16 protein-coding genes and 2 pseudogenes are annotated in these 19,760 nt (G+C 57.4%); 5 read left to right on the forward strand and 13 right to left on the reverse strand.

The annotated features are described in order from the left end of the window. The first annotated feature begins 188 nt into the window (after positions 1–188). Complete coding sequence (locus EAV90_RS02410) at positions 189–1,460, forward strand: LLM class flavin-dependent oxidoreductase (RefSeq protein ID WP_129142494.1); 1,272 nt, start codon at positions 189–191, stop codon at positions 1,458–1,460. Next, positions 1,460–2,257 (forward strand): alpha/beta fold hydrolase, encoded by a 798-nt coding sequence (locus EAV90_RS02415; RefSeq protein ID WP_129142495.1) that lies wholly within the window; start codon positions 1,460–1,462, stop codon positions 2,255–2,257. Before EAV90_RS02410 ends, EAV90_RS02415 begins: the two co-directional genes overlap by 1 nt. Positions 2,258–2,841: 584 nt before the next feature. Here EAV90_RS02415 and EAV90_RS02420 read toward each other — a convergent pair. Continuing rightward, complete coding sequence (locus EAV90_RS02420; RefSeq protein WP_129142496.1) at positions 2,842–4,302, reverse strand: aldehyde dehydrogenase family protein; 1,461 nt, start codon at positions 4,300–4,302, stop codon at positions 2,842–2,844. 135 nt (positions 4,303–4,437) lie between these two features. On the opposite strand from EAV90_RS02420, the gene EAV90_RS02425 reads away from it, so the two are divergent. Then, a complete protein-coding gene (locus EAV90_RS02425; protein WP_164936739.1) occupies positions 4,438–5,136 on the forward strand; it encodes a GntR family transcriptional regulator in 699 nt (232 codons plus the stop codon). 145 nt (positions 5,137–5,281) lie between these two features. On the opposite strand, the gene EAV90_RS02430 is transcribed toward EAV90_RS02425, so the two are convergent. From EAV90_RS02430 to EAV90_RS02440, 4 genes and pseudogenes are all read right to left on the reverse strand, one after another. After that, complete coding sequence (locus tag EAV90_RS02430; RefSeq protein ID WP_129142498.1) at positions 5,282–6,367, reverse strand: AraC family transcriptional regulator; 1,086 nt, start codon at positions 6,365–6,367, stop codon at positions 5,282–5,284. A gap of 124 nt (positions 6,368–6,491) precedes the next feature. Further along, positions 6,492–6,681: pseudogene (locus tag EAV90_RS41390) on the reverse strand (oxidoreductase); the annotation flags it as partial. 608 nt (positions 6,682–7,289) lie between these two features. Continuing rightward, positions 7,290–8,510, reverse strand: a complete 1,221-nt coding sequence (locus EAV90_RS02435; protein WP_129142499.1) for a CaiB/BaiF CoA transferase family protein — start codon at positions 8,508–8,510, stop codon at positions 7,290–7,292. Between the two features lie 302 nt (positions 8,511–8,812). Continuing rightward, the gene (locus EAV90_RS02440) at positions 8,813–10,294 is read right to left on the reverse strand and encodes an ABC transporter substrate-binding protein (RefSeq protein ID WP_164936740.1); all 1,482 of its coding nucleotides are present in this window, start codon (positions 10,292–10,294) and stop codon (positions 8,813–8,815) included. A 1,283-nt stretch (positions 10,295–11,577) separates the two neighbouring features. Here EAV90_RS02440 and EAV90_RS02445 point away from each other — a divergent pair. After that, complete coding sequence (locus EAV90_RS02445) at positions 11,578–12,747, forward strand: NADH:flavin oxidoreductase/NADH oxidase (protein ID WP_129142501.1); 1,170 nt, start codon at positions 11,578–11,580, stop codon at positions 12,745–12,747. A gap of 108 nt (positions 12,748–12,855) precedes the next feature. Further along, positions 12,856–13,311: a PaaI family thioesterase gene (locus EAV90_RS02450; protein ID WP_129142502.1), complete on the forward strand. Its 456-nt coding sequence runs from the start codon at positions 12,856–12,858 to the stop codon at positions 13,309–13,311. A gap of 64 nt (positions 13,312–13,375) precedes the next feature. Here EAV90_RS02450 and EAV90_RS41395 read toward each other — a convergent pair. The 8 genes and pseudogenes from EAV90_RS41395 to EAV90_RS02490 form a co-directional block, all read right to left on the reverse strand. Further along, positions 13,376–13,566: pseudogene (locus EAV90_RS41395) on the reverse strand (acyl-CoA dehydrogenase family protein); the annotation flags it as partial. Continuing rightward, positions 13,536–13,841, reverse strand: a complete 306-nt coding sequence (locus tag EAV90_RS02460) for a hypothetical protein (protein ID WP_208738460.1) — start codon at positions 13,839–13,841, stop codon at positions 13,536–13,538. The gene EAV90_RS02460 and the pseudogene EAV90_RS41395, both read right to left, overlap by 31 nt. Positions 13,842–13,854: 13 nt before the next feature. Next, positions 13,855–15,078, reverse strand: a complete 1,224-nt coding sequence (locus tag EAV90_RS02465; RefSeq protein ID WP_129142503.1) for a CaiB/BaiF CoA transferase family protein — start codon at positions 15,076–15,078, stop codon at positions 13,855–13,857. A gap of 38 nt (positions 15,079–15,116) precedes the next feature. Beyond that, a complete protein-coding gene (locus tag EAV90_RS02470; RefSeq protein WP_129142504.1) occupies positions 15,117–15,830 on the reverse strand; it encodes an ABC transporter ATP-binding protein in 714 nt (237 codons plus the stop codon). After that, entirely contained in the window at positions 15,820–16,605 is a 786-nt protein-coding gene (locus EAV90_RS02475; protein WP_245509440.1) for an ABC transporter ATP-binding protein, read from the reverse strand. Before EAV90_RS02475 ends, EAV90_RS02470 begins: the two co-directional genes overlap by 11 nt. Next, a complete protein-coding gene (locus EAV90_RS02480) occupies positions 16,586–17,617 on the reverse strand; it encodes a branched-chain amino acid ABC transporter permease (RefSeq protein WP_129142505.1) in 1,032 nt (343 codons plus the stop codon). The genes EAV90_RS02475 and EAV90_RS02480 overlap by 20 nt, the downstream gene beginning before the upstream one ends. Before the next feature lies 1 nt (position 17,618). Then, the gene (locus tag EAV90_RS02485) at positions 17,619–18,494 is read right to left on the reverse strand and encodes a branched-chain amino acid ABC transporter permease (protein WP_129142506.1); all 876 of its coding nucleotides are present in this window, start codon (positions 18,492–18,494) and stop codon (positions 17,619–17,621) included. Between the two features lie 39 nt (positions 18,495–18,533). Then, positions 18,534–19,691, reverse strand: a complete 1,158-nt coding sequence (locus EAV90_RS02490; RefSeq protein WP_129142507.1) for an ABC transporter substrate-binding protein — start codon at positions 19,689–19,691, stop codon at positions 18,534–18,536. Positions 19,692–19,760: the final 69 nt, after the last annotated feature.

The raw sequence follows: 19,760 nt of genomic DNA on the forward strand, positions 1-19,760 counted from the left end.
TCAGCATGAGCTCTGTCCCGCGGAGCAACTGCGTGTTTTGTTGTACTCCTTAGCTAGCTCCCACGCGCCGATGCCCACCAACTGAGTTGTCGCGTTTGGTCAAATAGTTGGCGGACATCGTCAACAATTCGTGCAGTTGATCGAATACCATTCTCGTAAGCACTCGATCAAAACCTCTCGGGGATGGCATGAAGACCATTTTTTTCCATCAGCAAGGCTATCGTGACCTCCCGGAGGACTTCGCGAAGCGCTACGAAAGTGTCTGGGTGACACTCCCCAACGATGAGGTTTGTGATCCAGCGATGGTTCAGAAGTACCTTCGTTGGAACATTGAAGAATATGAGCTGGCGGATGAGCTCGGCTTTGATGGCCTAGGATTCAACGAGCACCATCAGAACGCGTACGGATTTCCTGTTTCACCGAATATGATCGCGTCGATCCTCGCTCGACGTCAATCCGATGTTGCCTTGGTCGTTCTGGGCAACACAATCCCCCTTCATAATCCACCGTTACGAGTTGCCGAAGAATACGCGATGCTGGATTGCTTGAGCGGCGGCCGGCTGGTTGCAGGGCTGCCGGTGGGATCGCCGCCAGATACCGTGGGCAATTATGGCCTTCCGCCAACTCAGGTAAGAGACCGCTATTTCGAGGCGCACCGACTCTTGATAGAGGCTTGGACGCGAAGTGGACCGTTTCCGTTCAATGGCCGCTTTACGAAATTGCGCTACGTCAATCCGTGGCCAAAGCCAATACAGAAGCCGCATCCCCCTATTTGGCTTGCAGGCGGAGGGTCTGTTGAGACTTGGAAGTTCGCGACTGACAACAACTATACCTACAGCTATCTCAGTTTCTCCGGCCTCAAGCAGGCGAAAAGTATGATGCAAGGATACTGGGACCAGGTCGAAGCAGCAGGTTTAGACGACAACCCGTATCGAGCAGGTTTCGCGCAGCTGGTGGTGGTCGGCGCCACTGACGCGGAAGCAGAAACGCTCTACTTGCCGCATATTCGTAACTTCTATTCTAAATCTCTACACACGCCGAGCTATATCCACAGTCCTCCCGGCTTTAGCACAAAAAAGAGCCTCGAATTTGCATTAGCGCAGAGTATCGACCGCACTGCTCACACGAAGCTCATGGGCGATCCAGCTAGGGCATCGTGGAAAGAATTCACGGAAACGTTCGGAATGGTGGTCGGCGGAAGTCCCGATACCGTTGCTGAGCAGCTGGAGGCCGGCATTCGGAACCTTAGGATTGGCCACCTGATGGTTATTCTGCAAATCCAATCGATGGATCGCGAGATCACTGAATACAACATGCGACTTTTTGCTGAAAAGGTAATGCCTCGCCTTCGTTCCCTTTGGAAGAAGGAGGGCTACCAGGATCGTTGGTGGCCCTCTGGAGCGACTCGCGAAGGTGGCCCAGCACTTCCTCTCAACTCCGCAAAACGGGTCGTGGTCTGATGAGTCTACAAAGCGACGTACGATCGATCGAACTTGGACGCGGCCTCTCGGCTAACTCTGTTCTCACAAAAGGGAGCGGGCCAGCAGTCGTATATCTACATGGCCTGCTCGGACAACAATGGGATCGCCTACTCGACGGTCTTTCAAGCAAGCGCTCGGTATATGCACCGGAGGTCGCGGGTGCGCATGAGCCGGATGAATTGAAGGCCTTTGATACCATCCACGATCTTACCATCTATGTCGACGATGTCGTTCGGAAGCTTGAACTTGGAACATTTGACCTGATTGGTCATTCCTTCGGCGGGATGGTTGCCGCTGAGTATGCGGCGCTTTTTCCGGAGCGAGTACGGAAGCTCATCCTGATTGATCCCTTGGGATTGTGGCGCGACGACAAGCCAGTGGCTGACTTCACGTACGCTACGCCAGACAAGCAAAGGACTTTGATTCTTGGCTCATCCGATGAAGAGGCTGCGAAGAAGCTTCTGGAGCTTCCTGGCGGTACCACTCATCGAAATCGTGAAATCGTACGCCGCGCAACGAGCATGGCCAGCATCTTACATTTCATCTGGCCCATTCCTGAAAGAGGACTTAGGAAGCGAATGTATCGGATCGCTGCTCCGACGCAGATAATCTGGGGAGAAGATGATCTGATTGTGCCTCAAGCCTATGCAGATGATTTCGCGTCAGCAATCAGGAAATCAGAAATCAAGATCATTCCGAGCGCAAGCCATACACCGCAATTCAACAAGCCAGATGAAGTACTGAAGGCCGCCCTAAGCTTCCTCGATAAGGACTAGGATGGGGGATAGCCTTGCCGGGGCAAGGAGATGTAGACTGCGCATCGGCAGGAAATATCTCGTCCAGTGCGAGGCGGCGCGCCATTTTTACAAGGTGAGTTGGAGAGCTACGAAGAGTAACTGCAACCACGCGATTTCACGATGACGATGAACCACCCGTCCCAACGCGGTCGTACTTTGCCGGAAAAAGATCCCGCGGGGGATGAGCGGCGGCGAATCATTGAGGAGTACGTCGAGGACCTTCGGGCAATTGTTCGCGAGCTGCGCCAGCGGTTGCACTAATGCTGAAGTGTATCTGCGGTGGATCTGAGCGCTAACCGCGATCTGCTTGTATGACGCATCTGGATTCCTGACAAAGGGGCTTCTGGGCGCGGAGCACATCGGAATACGTGCAGCGACCTCCACCTCAAGATCCACCTCCACTCTGGCTCGGTGCTCTGTTGGAGTTGTCCGCGCCTGGCTCTCGGACTGACAGGCGATGGTCGAGAAGCAGAAATATCGTTAGCCTCGGCACGCTCGTTCGCCTAAGCGTTATCGCGAGCTGTGTAGCTGGTTGTCAGCGACTGAGGTTTACAGTAACAGACTTAAGCCGTGAAGGACTCAAGTAAAGACTCGAGAGCATTCTCCTTACCAAGACCACTTTCCTTGAACCCTCCGTAAGGTTGGCCCATGAGCTGGCCCTTACCTTGGTTGATTTGGATCCATCCCGCATCCAAAGCGTGGCCTATGCGGATCGCGCGCGCGGTGTTTGCGGAGAAGACAAATCCAGCGAGACCGTAGTGGCTGTCATTTGCCATTCCAACTACGTCGCTCTCATCTCGCCAGGGCACCGCCACCAGAACGGGCCCGAAGATTTCTTCGCGAGCAAGCCGCCAATCGTTCTTGGCGTTGGCGAAAATCGTCGGAACGGTAAAGTATCCTTTGCTCAGAGGACCGCTTTTCGGTGGGAGGCCCCCTGTTAACAAGCGCCCCTCCTGCCGGGACATTCCGTCTTCGATGTATCCACACACCCGATCAAACTGCTTCTTGTTGATCAACGAGCCCATGTCTGACTGTTCATCCAGAGGATCGCCGATCTTGTACTGCTCGACAAGCGCGATGAGCTTCGTCAAAAACGAGTCGTATATACGCTCATGAATGAAAAGCCGGGAACCGGCAGTGCATGATTGGCTCTGCCGAGTAAATCGCATTGCTGAGGCAACACCCTCTACCGCCCATTCTTCATTCGCATCCTCAACAACGATCGTTGGACTCTTGCCACCGAGTTCGAGTGATACCGGCAAAATGCGGTCTGCCGTTGCCGAGATGATGCCGCGCCCTACTGCGGTAGATCCCGTGAAGGACATCTTTTGAATATCAGGATGCGCTACGAGGGCAGCACCACATTCAGGACCGTACCCTGTCAGCACGTTCAGTACCCCCGCGGGAAGATGACGGTTACAGATATTTGCAATCCAGAGAACTGCGAAAGGTGCATCCTCAGCCGCCTTGAGCACAACAGAGTTGCCGGCGGCCAGGGCAGGCGCCACCTTAACGCACGCTATAGCAGCGGGAGCGTTCCAGGGAATGATCGCACCCACGACACCCAAGGGCTCCCTGCGGGTATAGCTAAGAATATCCTCGCCAAGCGGTAGCGTGGCGCCCTTCAACTCGGTTGCCAATCCTCCATAATACCGGAAGGTGGCCGCGCATGATATTGCTTCTGGTCGTGCTTGTGTGCGAATCGCGTTGCCGGTCTCATGGGCTATTATCTTGGCGAGCTCTTCGACACCTTTCTCGATGTCGTCTGCAATCTTCAGCAGAGCGCGTCCTCTCTCGCTAGGAGGCACCCGTCTCCATTCCTCGAATGCTCTCTTCGCGGCTTGGACAGCTCGGCCGACATCGGAGGCAGTCCCTCGGGGAGTGTGGGCAATCACCGCCTTGGTGGCCGGACACTCAACTGTTATCCGTTCGCCCCCAACACTATCGGCCCACTCACCGCCAATGAGGTGCTTGTTGGGGCCGATCACAACTGAAGGATTTGCCAAACTTTTCTGGGTGTTCATCCCTATCCCTCATTTTGCATCGGGCGTCTTACATCGGGCGCGCGTAATTCGACGTCACGCTAAATGGTATGCAATACGTAGTCAATGGGATGCCAAATTCTGTACAACAGGGTGTCTTTATCCCGAGGGAGAAAAATGACAGACCGCGCTAGCGCTAACCCTAAGCTTGGCCTCTCCCCCGCAAAGGGGCAGCGTGAGCGCGTTCAACGCGCAATCGAGGACAACATCGCTGCAGGCGTGTACAAGCCTGGTCAACGTCTTGATGAGAGAGAGATCGCAGCCCGCCTCAAGGTCTCGCGAACTCCCGTTCGCGAGGCTCTTAATCGTCTAGCGTCTGTTGGATTAGTGGAAGCGCGGCCGAACCAGGGTTGCTTCGTCGCGTCCCTCAGCTTTCAAGACTTTCTGCAGCAATACGAATTTATGGCGGACTTAGAAGCGCTCTGCAGCCGACTTGCAGCTCGACGAATGGAAGAAGTCTCACGTGCTCGTTTGCGACAGTTGGCCCAGGAGGGCCTACGTGCAGCACAGCAAGAAGATCTAGAGGCCTATCTCCTCATCAACACCAATTTCCATCAAACCATCTATTCCGCGACCAAAAATCGCTTCTTGGAGCAATCCGTCGTCGAGGTCCGTAGACGAATGTCTCACTATCGTGATTTTTCAATTCGGCGCGCGGGTCGCTTGAAACAATCTGCAGATGAACACAGCGGAATAACGGACGCTATCGTTCGAGGTGATTCTGACGAAGCGCATCGATTAATGCGCTGGCACATGGAGGTTCTGCGGCCAGATGCTTCAGATTTCTTGATTGCGATATCACAAACCTTGGCTTGAGCAGAAAGATCGGCAGCCATTCTGCTCTTTTGCCGGCCCAAGCCGCCGCCCCACATCATTTCGCTCTTACGATTAATCCTTGGAGAGGCTAAAGGCTGAAAAGCTGCGACGCCCAGCCTCGGGTAGCAGCCTTCGAGGCCGATAATTAAGTGCTATGCCTTTCAGTCAGGAAAGTATCAGTCGTAAAAAAGGACGTTTGTCGGGCTGCTCGTTTAATGCTCTGCTGATGGGCGCTCAACCTCCGAGCAAGCTTTCGGGGACATTGGCCTAATCGAGATTTCACGAAGCGACTGGCCACGCTGGCATCAGAGTATCCCAGCAGCTGGGACAATCTTGTTAAAGGAGGAGGAGGATCCTGTCTTAGGTACTTCTCCGCTGCTTGTATTCGGACAAACTCAAGAACACCCGCGAAATCGGAACCTGAAGCGGCCAATCGCCGCTGGAGCGTGCGAGGTGACATGGCTAGGAGAGCCGATATTGTCGTGAGGGAGACTGTACCGGTGGACAATTGAGATGCGACTAGATGTTCCACCTGGGTTCGAAGGTCCATCCGCCACATGGGTTCTTCCTGCGCGAAGTGCCTCTTGAGCATCGCGATTTTTTCGGGATTGCTCTGCGGCAAACGTCGGACGAAGTCTGAACGACTCACGACAATTGCATCTCGACCTGAGAGATACCGGATTGGGCATTTGAAGTACCGCGCCTCCGTTCCGGCGGAAGCGCGAGGGCCATGTGCCAATTCAACCCGAATTGCGTTCCATCCTGCACCCAAGAGGGTGCGGACGTTCTTTACACAGTGGGCAACAAAGAACTCAGTAAATTGGCGAGCGATTGGACGAATGGCAGGATGCACGACTACATGCATTATGACGTTATCCTGCTCTTCAGACTTTTCGAACGTCAGCGTGTTGTTTCGGATGTGGACGAACTGGCAAGCAAGGTGAAACCTTTCGGCAAGTGTAGTCGCACCCTCCCCAAGCAGCGCCATAGGCCCAAAAAGGTGCGGATCGAGCCATTCGGCAAACTGCACTCCGGCTGCGGGGCGACCAGCTAACTCCGCCGCATCCTCCATCAGACCGATCACTAGCTTCGCTGCAATGGCAATGGGTTCACTTGATTTTCGAAGAGGAATCTCAAGCACGCCAAGGTTGAGCAGGCGTTTTTCCGTTCCCGTCTCCTCCAAAAAAGACAAGAAGCGGCGAAGGATTTGACCGTCTACAATGAGTTCCACGTGAAACTTCCTCCAGCGCTCGTTTTTCTTTAATTGGGCCGCCCTATCCTACCACTTCGTGAGACATTGTATTTGGAGAACTCTCTTTGCACTTTGGCCGGCCTAGAAGGGCATTCCTGTTACGTATGGATGCCGTTAGGCCTCCATCCACCGGGAACGCTTGGCCATTCACGTAAGAAGCTTCCTACTGAGTCATCGCAAACTCGTTGGGCTGCCCCGCGCATTTAACGCGATTGAGCCGTCCGCTTTTGCTCGATGTCACGCTTCTGGGCGCGATCGAAAACCGGTTTAGTCATGCTGGTCTCGAAGCCCGGCAATCCCGATCAGTAGTGGCGTCGACGATTACCCCCTCTGCACTGCCACCCTCCCTTTTGATCTCTGTAATTGTTTTCCAGCGTTTCCGCACAATCCATCGCGAGGAGCTCTCTCACGCGCGAGTAGGAGCGACCATGCTCGGCCGCTCGCCGCGCCGATGACTATGGATTTGTCCTGCAACTCCGACGCCCTCCCCCTGGCCTGCGGCGCTCATGGCATGCCAGCAGCTAATCTTTGTATGCATACTGCCTCTAAAGAAGCTCTGTGACAACTTTAAAAGTGGCGTTACGAAGACTGAGCATGCGCATTTTCCGAAGGGCGATCCGCGCAAAGGCTGCTCCTTCGAGCCGCTACAGCACTGAACATTTCGCGTGGCCTTTATTCCTCCACCGGGAGACTACCTCAAAGGAACAGACTATCGGTGGTGTCGCTATCGAAGCCACACGATGGATGAGGAGCAACGAGATAAACGCAGTTCCGGAGCGTATTGAACCTGTTGGCATTATACTCAAAAAATCTCGCTACCTTTCCTGCTCGGGAGGTTTTTAGGCCTAAGACAGAGAGCACGTGCAGGAACACCAAATGCTACGAGCACTCACTTCAGAGCTCACTGAATAGTGCCGCTCGCTTGCCATCCGTCGATTAAACCTGGCGAGAAACCCAGTTCTTCCAAAACCTCCCTAGAATTCTGGCCACGATCCGGCGCGGCCGATCGCAGCTCACTGGGGGTACGACTTAGCTGGACGGGTTGGCCAACCACTTGAATATCTCCGAGGTGGCGATGCGTGACTGTCTGGGCGATTCCAGACTGAAGAACTTGCGGGTCTGAAAAAACATCCTTCACGTCGTAGATGGGGCCGCAAGGCACACCGGCTTTGTTTAGACGCTCGATCCAAACATCGGAAGTTTCTCGCGAGAGTGCTTGGGACAATATGTCTCGTAAGGAGGATCGATTCTTGGTTCGTGCCTTGTCATCAATGAATTCTGCCTTGCTCGCATACTCGGCCAAACCCAAAACCTGGCACAAACGAAGCCACATTTCGTCACCAGCAGATGCAATATTGATATTTCCATCAGCGGTCGGGTAGACCCCCATTGGAGCCACCGTGGGATGATCATTACCGGCCTGGCCCGGAACGTCCCTTTCGATGAGCCACCGTGCTGCTTGGAAGTCCATCATTGCGATTTGGGCTTCGAGCAGCGAGGTAGATACCCACTGCCCCTTATTTGATACTTCGCGCTCGAGTAACGCGATCAGAATGCCTAAGGCGCAGTAAAGTCCAGCACTGAGATCTGCTACAGGTATGCCTGCGCGGACGGGCCCTTGTCCGGCCAATCCTGTTACCGACATCAATCCACCCATGCCCTGAGCTATTTGATCGAATCCAGGGCGAAGCGCATAAGGACCCGTTTGCCCGAATCCCGAGATGCTAGCGTAGATCAGCCGCGGATTGATTTCCTTTAGGTCTTCATAGGCAATATGCAGACGCTGCTTCACGTCGGGCCTGAAGTTCTCCACTACCACGTCTGCCTTTGCGGCAAGCCGCTTCAGCAGCTCAATTCCGGCCCGATCTTTCAAATTGATACATAGGCTTCGCTTACCTCTATGCAAATTCTGGAAGTCCGCGCCGTGCCGTGGACCGCCCAAGCCGTCTCCGGGCGCAACGGTCTCCGGCGCCTCTATCTGAATCACCCGAGCGCCCCAATCGGCCAGCTGACGTACTGCAGTCGGGCCTGATCGCACGCGGGTCAAGTCAAGCACCAGGAACCTGCTTAACGGCCCATGTGTGTGGGAGGTGCCGCGTTTTCCTTCAGTTTGCAACGCCATTACGGTCGAGCTCCTAAATGTGCCGCCTGGACCGCGCGCAAGGCCGCTCCTTCTACGTCGCCTACACACCCGAAGCGCTTAAGGTACTGTAGGCCGAGAGGGCGATGGTCAAGGTGAGCCTGCACTTGGAGACTACGTTCCGAGAGTTGCAGACACGGCCCTTATCAATTGATGTCCCTGGGAGACGTGGATAGGGATTTGCTGACAGCAGTACTAACCCACAGATCGTCAGTCATCCAACCGCACACGGTGGCGCATGCAGCGCGGAACGACCCTGCTGATGCTGTGCTTCCTCTTCTCAATCAGTTCCCATCCTTCTCGATGTTCCACAGCACCGTTACCGGCGACTGAACGTTGCCTCTGATTGTCTTGCGACGGGCGGTTGGAATGTAGAACTGGCCCAGTATGACGTAAGTCGGATATTCAACTGACGCGACTTGGATGGCTTCAGCAATCGCTCTCTGCCGTTTATCGTCCAACGTACTCTCAAACTCTTTCCGGAGATCCCTTAATCGCTTATCGCAGGGCCAGCCCACCCAAGCGCTGTCACACGAAGCATTGGTAAATCCATTGAGTGCAGGATTGGATACGTCGACAGCAGAAGGATTGGTAAAAAATGCATTCCACCCAACGGGGGGTGGGTCTTTCTTGGCCCTACGCGCCACGAGTGTGGACCAATCCATGCGCTGCAGGTCGACTTTGAATCCAGCGCGCTCTAAAAGCACTTTTGCGACGGGTGCAAGATTGTTCAATACTTGTATGTCAGTCGTCGCCATGAGAACTACTGGAGTGCCGTCGTACCCCGCCTCTTTGAGCAAAGCCTTCGCTTTCTCCATATCAGAGGTGAGCTTGTCCTCCCAGCCCGTCTTCAAATCGAAAGGAGTGCCACAACCAAATAGCGCCTTGCACGTTCGGTAATACCTTGGATCACCGACTGCTGCTTTCAGAAAATCTTCCTGATTGAACGCGTATAGCACTGCCTGACGGACCTTCGCGTTGTCAAACGGCTTGTGCAGTACGTTGAAGCGAAACGTATACTGCGCCCCGTAGTGGTCTAGTGTGACAAGTTCCAGGCTAGGGTCGCCCTCCAGCAAGGGCAACAAATCATACTGCGGTTGTTCGATCATATCGATTTCGCCGTTGATTAGGGCGTTAACCGCTGTTTGCTGATCGTTAATTGCAATCCACTCAATCTTGTCTACTTTTGCGATCTTTCCTCCTGCCAACCCCGAGGGCGGCTCGGACCTCGGCTTATACTTTGGATTTCGCACGTATACAGCCTTCTCTCCCGGCCGCCATTCGTCGTTTTTGAAGACGAAAGGCCCCGAACCAGTGGTGTCGGTCAACTGGGTACCAGGATCCAGCTCGGCAACACGCCTTGGCATGATGAAGAGAGGAGCCGACGGCTTTGAAAGGCCGATCATCAGCAGATTGGATGGTTCGGCTAGCACTATCTGAAACGACCGCTCATCAATTGCAGTGATGCTCTGGACGATTTTCATTAGGGCTTGCGCAACCTGCGGATCACGTGCTGCCCAGCGCCTAATGGAGGGGATTACATCAGCGGTGGTAACCGGCTTGCCGTCATGCCATTCGAGCCCATCGCGAAGCCTAAACGTGTAAGTGCGCTGATCGTCGCTGATGGTCCAGGTATCCACCATCTGCGGCTGTACTTGCAATTTGTCGTTCAGCGCGAACAAAGTGTCGTAAATGAGGTATCCATGGTTGCGAACGATATAGGACGTTGTCCAGACAGGATCCAGCGACTTGAGATCAGCTGCCATGACAACACGCAACGTGCTCTGAGCGCGCGCAACTTCGGATGCGCTAACTAGGCTTAGGATCGCAAATGCAAAACTGACTAAAATACGCCGGAGACCCCACATGTTGTGATTTCCCTTGAACGGTTATCGATCATTTCATGCATTCTTGAATAGGACAAAGCGCGACGTTCCGGGGGCCAAGTTAGCTCCACATGCCGCCGCAAATATTGATCGATCCTGCCATTTTGTTGATCGAAGGCGTCAATTACCTGTCCCTTGTATTCCGATTGGCGATTTGACGGCGGGATGCGGTTTCCGCTCGAAGTGACGCGCGCCGTGAGGCGGCGCTGCTCTCCTCCACGCCGCCGTTACCACGCGTCTCAGCGACGCTCAGCGAGCCAAATGACGATTTGATATATGACTTAGATCATCCGAAAAGAATCAACTGCTCTAATCTATTGTTCCAGGCGCGACGGTTGGATCGTAAGAAATGCTCACTCGGCGCTGGATTGTTTCGTACCAATTCGTTGACCTAAGGAAAGGATCGCCGCAAGGCGGCGCTTTCTGCAGTTTATCTTGCGTGGAGTCCTTGCCAGTCACGATGTCCTTGCGGTCGAGCCGAACACCTACAGCTGGGCATGGACCTTGGTCTCGAACGTGCGAGCGGTTGCCCGGTCTGGCTTCACCTTCCGAAAGCCCGGCTCTTGTGCTTATTCATCGACCCGAGTTTGAGATATCGACGACCCGCTTCGGGGGAGCGAGTCCATGACCGACTGACGAGAGAAGCCGTCGTACTTTCACTGAAGAGCCGTAAATCGGACAACCGGCAATCCGATCTCGTGCGTGGCTGCCGGTATGAGAAGCTCTTGACTGGCGCCTTTGCAGGTTCTGGGCCGAGCAGATGAACCGGCGGGCCGACAGCCCGATTTCGTTCGATCATAGAGTACTCAACGATCTCGGAGTCGAGATGGTATTCCAGAAGGTGGCACCAACCGTCGAGCGGATCGCGTAAGTGAGAGAGAAGATTCTCGCGAAATCGGGAAAGGCCTTGGCGACAATCTTTGCAGGCTATTCCGAGACCAAATAGCAGCGAGCGCGATCGACATCGGGAACGACAGAGTGATATCAGCCGTCCCGTTTATTCGGATCGCCGCTGCCACCGATCGAGGGAACGATGCGGTCTGGAAAAGCCAGAAGGGATCGCAGCATCTCTTTTCACATCTATGGAAATGCAACGTCGTCGCTGACGCGCATTGGCACGCCCGGAGTAGCCCCCTAGTCTTCCAGCCACAAGGGAGGCCGGGATGAACGAAACGCTGCTGTTCTCGCCATTACGTATTCGGGACGTCGCATTCAAGAACCGGATCGTGGTCCCGCCGATGCTGCAATACGTTGCAGAGCGCGGCTTTCCGACCCGTTGGCACATCGCCAACGCGGGCAAGTTCGCCGCGGGTGGCGCCGGTCTCGTGATAGTGGAGTCGACGAAGGTCGAACGCCGCGGCTGCGGGACGGTTGGAGACCTCGGCATCTGGGATGACAAGTTCGTCGCTCCCCTCCGCGACATCGCAAGTTTCATCAAGTCGAACGGCGCCGCAGCCGGCATCCAGCTCGGACATACGGGCCGGAAGGGAAAGGCCCGGCGCCCCTGGGAGGGAGACGGGACCCTCTCCGCTCTGGAGCTTGCGGAGGTCGAGGACGTGGACGGCTGGGATCTGATCGGTCCGAGCGCACTTGCGTTCGGCAACGGCTATGTTACGCCGCGCGCGCTGCAACGCAGCGAGATTCCCGATGCGATCGACGCCTGGGGCAAGGCGGCGGCGCGCGCCGTTCAGGCGGGATTCGACGTCGTCGAACTGCATGCCGCCCATGGCTATCTGATCCACTCGTTCCTATCGCCGGAAGCGAACCAGCGAACAGACGACTATGGCGGCAGCGAAGCCAACCGGATGAGATTTGCCATCGAGGTCGCCGAGTCCGTGCGCGCCAACTGGCCTGCGTCAAAGCCGCTGTTCGTCCGTCTTTCGATCGAGGACGAGGCGGGCTGGGGGCCGGCGGAGAACGCCAGGTTGGTGCGCATACTCAAGACGAAGGGCGTCGACGTCATCGACTGCAGCACCGGCGGCCTCAACAGCAAGGTGCCCAACTTCTTCCGCCTCAACGAGTACGGCTATCAGGTCCAGTTCGCGGACTATATCCGCCGACAAGCGGATATCATGACCATGGCGGTCGGTCTCATCATTCACGGCGATCAGGCCGAAGCAATCCTTCAAGACAAGAAGGCCGACCTCGTCGCTGTCGGTCGAGAGTTCATCCACAACCCGAACTGGGCGATGGATGCGGCGCAGAAACTGGGCGTTGACCCGACCTTCAGCTCGGTCCCGCCGCAAATGGGCTACTGGCTCGAAAAGCGGGCCCGCCGCGGCTTTGGCGGAAATCCCTCCACATGGCAAAAAGGCATCGCGGCGGATAGCTGATCTCCGCCGGGCGCGGTTGTGTAGCGACATTGCCTGTGCTGAGTGTTTGCGAGGCGCGCTGCCGCTCGCCTTCGTGAAACCACCAGCAATTGCGAGCCATCACCAGACATGTCGTACGACGACCTGATCAAACAGACCGAGGCTAGACGGCCGGCGGCGTGGGAGTTGCTCGGCGTCGGCGCCGTAGCCTACGATCAGACACGCGACCGCGTCATGATCGAATGGCATGCCGAACCGCGGCATTGCCATTCCACCGAAGGGCATCCCAAGGGCGGCATCGTGCAGGGCGGGATTGTTACGGGCTGGCTCGATGCCACCATGGCGACTGCAAGTCTGCTGCGCGGCGAAAACCTGATTACGGTCGCCAGCCTCGAGATCAAGGTCGCATTTTTGCTGCCCGCACACCCAGGCCTGTATCGGACTTTCGGCAAGGTCGTCCGGCAAGGACGCAGCGTCGGCTTCCTGGAAGCCGAGCTCCGGGATCCGAACGACGTGCTTATCGCAACGGCGAGTTCGACGGCGGCTCTACGGCCCAAGACTCCCACCGGGACCAGCCCGGCGTGATATTTTTGCAGCGCTCGGCCCTCAAAAGCCGTAGAGCCGGACCCGGATTGTCGAATGACAAGATCATAAAAGCATCCTGGAATACGACCTCGTTGGTGTCGTTCTGACCGCTCATCCGGCCGATTGGCCGACAGGTGATGCCGGGGTCTTCATGTCGACCAGGAACCAGGTCAGGCCGTACCCCCTGTATTCCTTGGTCGAGCCGGAGGTCCGGAACAGGCCGATCATGTAGTCCGCGATGTGCGCGCTGCTGGTCCGGACAGCAACCCTGCCAAAAGCGCTTCAGCGAGCGGCACTCCCAATGCCGCTCGGCCGGCCTCGCGAATAATGCCGAAGCCATCGCCGAGCGACGCCCCTGCCCCGCAGGCGGTCTCGGAAGCCCATGCGAGATCCAGTCCGATATCCTGAAGCGACGACCAGAGCGCCGCCTTCCGGGCATCGTCGCGCTTCAGGATTATTGTCTGCGGATCGGCCAAATCCGCAAGGACACGCGAGGCGGTATCGACAACGAGGGTTTCCGAAGCTGACATCGTCCTTTTCTCGTTAAGTGGATGAAGGGCGCGGGCCAATCACGCCCTCGGTTCGGAGCGTTGCGATTTCGGGCTCCGACATGTCGAGCATGGACGACAGTACCTCGTCGGTGTTCGCACCCAATCTCGAGGAGACCGCAGCGGGCAACCTGTCGGCACCGTGGATGCGGATCGGACTGTCCGGAATCACGATGCGTCCAAACTGCGGATGCTCGAGCCATTCCAGCATCCCGCGCGCATGCATATGCCGGTCGTTGCAGACCTCTTCCAGGTCGCGCACCGGCGCGGAGGGAACCTTGAAGTTCGCCAGCGCCGCGCAGGCCTCCTCGCGGGTGATCTTTGAGCTCCAGTCCGCGATCAGCTGGTCGGTTTCGTCCATGTTGCGAACGCGCGCAACCTTGTCCCGAAAACGCGGATCGTCGGCGAGCTCGGTACGCCCGATGGCTTGCAGCAGGGCGGCCCAATGCTTTTCGTTGGTTGCGATGATCGCGATGTAGCCGTCGCTCGCCGGATAGACATTGTAGGGCGCAGCGGACAAACCGCCGTGGCGATTGCCGGTGCGCGGCGGCGCCCTGCCGATGTCGTACATATAGCCAAGGTTGGACGCGAGCGCGGGAAATACGGCTTCCTGCATCGCCACTTCCACTAACCGCCCGACGCCCGTGATCTGCCGCTCGTATAATGCGGTCATCACGCCGGCATAGAGGTGAATGCCGCTCATGAAGTCGACCAGCGCGGGACCGGCCTTCACCGGCGGGCTATCTGGAAAACCCGTGACGCTCATCAGCCCCGACACGGCCTGAACGGTCACGTCCATCGCCAGATTGTCCTTGTCCGGACCCGACAGCCCGTAGCCGGATCCAGAGGCGTAGACCAGCCGGGGATTGAGCTCGTGGAGTACCGACCAGCCGATGCCGAGACGATCCATCACGCCGGGCGCGTAGTTTTCAAGCAGAACGTCGGCGCCCTCGGCTAGACGCTTAAGAATTTCCTTGCCCTTGGCCGATTTCAGATCGAGCGTGATGCACTTCTTGTGGCCGTTCAGCATCGCAAACGGCGCGCCCGAGCCGCGGCTGACGCTGTCGCGCTGACGAACTGGCTCGCCGGCAAGCGGCTCGATCTTGACCACTTTGGCCCCGGCTTTGGCCATCAGGTAAGTTGCGTACGGCCCTTGATAGACCTGACCAAGATCGATGACTGTAAGGCCATCGAGCGGAAGATTGCGTCGACCCTGCATGTGTCCTTCTCAGATTTCTTTGCAATAAGTTATCTCTGCTAAGCGCCGAGATAGGCTTCCTGGATGTCGGGCGCGTCGGCGATCTCGCAGGCCGATCCCTCGCGGACGATCGAGCCCACCCTCAGCACGTAGGCGCGATCGGCAATCTTAAGCGCCGCACGCATATTCTGTTCGACCAGAAGGGCCGAGAGGCCCTTGGCCCGCAGCGCGCCAATCGCGCCGAGCACGAATTTTGAGAAGAACGGCGACAAGCCGAGCGACGGCTCGTCGAACAAAATAAGCCGCGGCCGCGCCATCAGACCGCGACCGATCGCTAGCATCTGCTGCTCGCCGCCGCTTAAGTTGCCGGCGGCCTGCCCGAAGCGCTCGCGCAGGCGCGGAAACATGTTCAGGACGTCCTCGACCGAGAACACGGGGCCACTGCCGAACGCGTCGACGATCTTCAAGTTCGCCTCGACGGTCATCGACGGGAATATCTCGCGCCCCTCGGGCACGTGGCTGATCCCCGCGCGGCTGAGCTCCCAGGGCCTGCGCCCGTCGATGCGTTGTTCGGCAAACTCGATGCGCCCTGCCGTGATCGGCAAGACGCCGGAAAGTGCGTTCAACAGCGTCGTCTTGCCGGCGCCGTTGGCGCCGAGAATGGCAACGATCTCGCCGCGCTTGACGGAGAGCGAGACGCCGCGAAGCGCAACGACCTTGCCGTAAGCCGCCGATACGTCCTTGACGCTCAGCAGCGTCCCATCACTCGTCATCGTCAGCCCCCAGATATGCGGTCACGACCTCCGGATGACTGAGAACTTGATGCGGCGCGTCTACCACGACCGGCATGCCGTCGACGACGACGAGCGCACGGCCGCAGAGTTGCCGGATCACGCTCATGTCGTGCTCCACGATGAGGATGGTCCGCCCCGGCGCGATCGCACGGATCAGTGCAATGAAGTCGGCAGTCTCGCGGCCGTTCATGCCGGCGGCCGGCTCGTCTAGAAACATGATTTTCGGATCGGTCATCAATGCGATGCCGACAGCGAGCCGGCGCTGCACGCCATACGCGAGCACGCCCGCCTTTCGGTGCCGCTCTCCGTCAAGGCCGATAAGCTTGAGCACCTCCTCGACGCGAGCTTGGAAGGCCTGCTGGTCCCCGACAAAGGTTTTGCTGCCGAAGATTCGGCCCAAGACCCCGTGATGGAAGCTGGCATGGCGCCCGAACAGGAGATTTTCAAGCACCGTGCTTTCGGCAAACACCGCCGTCCTTTGGAAGGTTCGGGCGACACCCGAGCGCGCGATGTGATGCGGCGGCATCCCCGCGATCTCGCTGCCCATAATGCGGATCGATCCGCTAGTCGGGACTGTAATACCGCAGAGAATGTCGAACAACGTCGACTTGCCCGCGCCATTCGGACCGATGATGCCGAAAATCTCGCCTTCCTGAACGTCGAGGCTGACGCCGTTCAGGGCTGTCACGCCTCCATACCGCTTGACGACATCCCGGGCCGAGACGGCCGGACGCTCAGCGACTGCGATCGTCATCTGTCTTCCCTCCGAACCGGTCACGCAGGGCGACGCCCACTTGATGCAGACCCCCTGGGGCAAACATCATGATCAGAATGATGACCGACGAAAACAGCAGGATCCTTATGTTCGGATCGAGGTTCATCGCCTGAGGAATCAACGTGAACACTGCAGCACCGATGACGGGACCGATCACGAGTTGAGCGCCGCCCAGCAGCACCATCAAGAGTCCGTCAACAGTGTTTGCGACGCTGAACACCTCGGGTGTCACGATCTGGGTGTAGGGAACAGCTAGCGCGCCGGCCAACGCAGCGAACGGCGCGCTCAGCATGAATGCCTTCAGCCGGACACGCGCGACATCGACACCCACGGAGCGGGCGAGATGAGGATTCTGACGCACACTGTCCATCGCCGCGCCGAAGGGAGACCGGCGCAGGGCTACAAGGAACAGGATCGCGACCAGGAGAATGGTGGCGGTGACCGCAAAGTAGGTTGGCGGATCCGACAATTGAAGTGGACCGATCTCGATTGGTGGGAACCCGAACAGACCGAGCGGACCTCCGGTGATTTCGTCGAGATTTGTCGCCGCGACCATAGCCACGCCGGTAAGCCCCCACGAGACGATCGAGAAATACGCACCGGTCAAGCGCAGCGTAATGACGCCGATGATCGCGGCCAGCACTACGGACAAGACGAGCGCGATGAGCACCGAGACGTCGAAAGGTAGCCCCAGTTTGCCCATCCCTATCGCCGCGCCATAAGCGCCGAGACCGAAGAACAAGCATTGGCCGAGCGGGACTTCGCCGACACCACCGAGGATGATGTTGATGCTCAAGGCAAACAGGGCGAACGCGCAGGTATAGCCTGCCAGCGTTACCACAAACGGGTCGGTGAAGGTGTAACCGCACACCGCGATGACGAAGAGAGAGCAAATGGCGTAGGAGGCTTCCCGGGCGGTGCGTCCGGACCTGTTCTTGTCCGAAACAGCCACCAGTTTCCTGTCAATCATGGTGCCGAAGTGGGTCGCCATATTAGTGCCGATGCTGCTGGAGTTGACCGAGCAGTCCCTGTGGACGGAACAGCAGTGTGGCGATGACAAGCGCCCAGCCCAACGCGGGCGTCCAAGAGACGGAGACATAAGTTTCAAACAACGCGTTGGCGACACCGATCAGAAGCGCTCCCAGCATCGCGCCGGGAATACTGCCCATGCCGCCCAGAATGACGACGGTAAATCCGACGATTAGGGCGCTGTATCCCATGGTTGGGTAGATCGTCGAGATCGGCGCCAGAAGCGCACCGGCAAGACCCGCCGCGGCGACCCCGAGCACAAAGGCCAGCGTGCGTATCCAGGGTACGTCAATCCCGCAATAGAGCGCGCCGCGCGCGTTCTGGGCGACCGCGACGACCTGCTGACCTCTAATACTCAGGCGAAGCCAAAGGCCGAGGGCACCGAGCACGAGCACTGAGCAGACGAAGATGAAAACGCGCTGCGAAGTAACGAAGATCCCGAAAAATCGCATCGTGCTCTGGCCTAGCGGCGACGGCACAGCAAGCGGATCCGGCCCGAAGATCAGGATCAATCCGGCCACCGCGGCCTGACCGAGCGCGAAGGTCACGATCAATGAGCCGTGATGCGAGTTTCCGTAGAGGCTGCGCCGGATGACCATCCATTCGGTGATCGCACCGATGATCACGACGATCAGGACGGCCAACGGTACAGCGGCCAAATAGTTAAGGCCTTGCGACGCCAGCAAATAGCAGGCGTAGCCGCCCATGGCGAAGAACGCGCCATGGGCAAAGTTTGCGATGCCGACGATTCCAAAGATCAGGGTTAGGCCGACGGCGATGACCGCATAGCCGGCGCCCAGCACCAATCCGTTGACCAAGGTTTGAGCCAAAAGTTCCAAAGCCGTCGCACCTTCTACTTTTTGATCAGTGGTCGGTCCTCAATTCGCGCTGACGCGCTCAAGCTGAACGACTTCCCCGTTCTCGACTCGCTGAATGTAGAAGTACGGCGCGCGTGCCCTTCCCTTTCCGTCGAACTTCAGCAGACCACGCGGGCTCTGCCAAGCGCCTTCACGAATGACCTTCGAGATCCTGTCGTAGTCGCTATCGGTGGCCGCTTTGTCCATCGCAGAAGCGATCAGATTAATCGCTTCGAAGATCACAAGATCGCCCTTGCCGGGCAGGCTGTTGAATTTCTTTTGGTAGTTCTCCACGAATTCCTTCCCATCATGCCCCGGATCGGAGGCCATGAAGATTTCACCCGTGATGACGCCATTCATGGCCCCCTCAGAGGGCTTGATCATGCCCGCCGTTACCACCCCCGGCGACATCGCCTCAATCTTGAAGCCGCCGATTTGTCGCACCTGTTTCCAGAGCTGAGCTGCACGCGCCGGATAGGCATCGGCGACGTAAATCATGTCGGGATTGCTCGCCTTTATCTTGGTGAGGATAGACGTGAAGTCATTGGTCTCGGCATCGTAGGTCGATGTGCTGACCAGTTCGATGTCGGCTGACTTGAGGCTTTCTTTCAGCTTCTCCAGAACGGTCTTATTAAACTCAGAGTTCTCGCCCATGTAGGCCACCGTCTTGGGCTTCAAGGTTTTGACGATGTAGGCATTGAAGGCTTCCGAATTCAGCGAAACGGTATTGTTTATTTGGAATAGCCAAGGGCTGCCCTGATCGGTGATGGCATCGGCCTGTGCTGCCGCGTTAACCTGAAGAATGCGCTTCTTCGTGACGGAGGATTCCGCGAGCACGACCGAGCTGTTCGTGCCGCCGGTAATCGCCTTCACGCGACCGACGGACATCAGCTTCTGCACCGCTGCAACCCCGCCCTGCGGCGTGCCCTTTTCGTCCTCGAAGACTAGTTCGATCTTCCGGCCCCCGAGAATACCGCCGCGTTGATTAATGAGGTCCGCCGCATACTCGGCGCCGCGCTGCAACTCCTGGCCGTAAGTCGCTGCCGCGCCGCTCAGCGGCAGCGCAAGACCGATCTTTACCGGGTCGGCTGCCATCGCGTTGGGCGCGTAAGCGAGCTGCAAGGTGCTGGCAACGATGGCCCCAACCGAAAAGATGCTCCTTAGTCGATCCGCATGCATAATCGTTCTTCCCCCATGATTGTATCGCGAGGCGCACTGCGACGCCGCCGCGGCTCTCTTGAATGTATG

Origin of the sequence: Bradyrhizobium vignae, from assembly GCF_004114425.1 — a bacterium.
Classification (GTDB): Bacteria; Pseudomonadota; Alphaproteobacteria; order Rhizobiales; family Xanthobacteraceae; genus Bradyrhizobium; species Bradyrhizobium vignae.

Excerpts from the sequence above, each read along its gene's own strand:
- EAV90_RS02470 (WP_129142504.1), bottom strand. The coding sequence starts at position 15,830 with ATGACGAGTGATGGGACGCTGCTGAGCGTCAAGGACGTATCGGCGGCT.
- EAV90_RS02490 (WP_129142507.1), bottom strand. The coding sequence starts at position 19,691 with ATGCATGCGGATCGACTAAGGAGCATCTTTTCGGTTGGGGCCATCGTT.
- EAV90_RS02460 (WP_208738460.1), bottom strand. The coding sequence starts at position 13,841 with ATGTCAGCTTCGGAAACCCTCGTTGTCGATACCGCCTCGCGTGTCCTT.
- EAV90_RS02450 (WP_129142502.1), top strand. The coding sequence starts at position 12,856 with ATGTCGTACGACGACCTGATCAAACAGACCGAGGCTAGACGGCCGGCG.
- EAV90_RS02415 (WP_129142495.1), top strand. The coding sequence starts at position 1,460 with ATGAGTCTACAAAGCGACGTACGATCGATCGAACTTGGACGCGGCCTC.
- EAV90_RS02410 (WP_129142494.1), top strand. The coding sequence starts at position 189 with ATGAAGACCATTTTTTTCCATCAGCAAGGCTATCGTGACCTCCCGGAG.
- EAV90_RS02465 (WP_129142503.1), bottom strand. The coding sequence starts at position 15,078 with ATGCAGGGTCGACGCAATCTTCCGCTCGATGGCCTTACAGTCATCGAT.
- EAV90_RS02425 (WP_164936739.1), top strand. The coding sequence starts at position 4,438 with ATGACAGACCGCGCTAGCGCTAACCCTAAGCTTGGCCTCTCCCCCGCA.
- EAV90_RS02435 (WP_129142499.1), bottom strand. The coding sequence starts at position 8,510 with ATGGCGTTGCAAACTGAAGGAAAACGCGGCACCTCCCACACACATGGG.
- EAV90_RS02445 (WP_129142501.1), top strand. The coding sequence starts at position 11,578 with ATGAACGAAACGCTGCTGTTCTCGCCATTACGTATTCGGGACGTCGCA.
- EAV90_RS02420 (WP_129142496.1), bottom strand. The coding sequence starts at position 4,302 with ATGAACACCCAGAAAAGTTTGGCAAATCCTTCAGTTGTGATCGGCCCC.
- EAV90_RS02440 (WP_164936740.1), bottom strand. The coding sequence starts at position 10,294 with ATGGCAGCTGATCTCAAGTCGCTGGATCCTGTCTGGACAACGTCCTAT.
- EAV90_RS02480 (WP_129142505.1), bottom strand. The coding sequence starts at position 17,617 with ATGGCGACCCACTTCGGCACCATGATTGACAGGAAACTGGTGGCTGTT.
- EAV90_RS02475 (WP_245509440.1), bottom strand. The coding sequence starts at position 16,605 with ATGACGATCGCAGTCGCTGAGCGTCCGGCCGTCTCGGCCCGGGATGTC.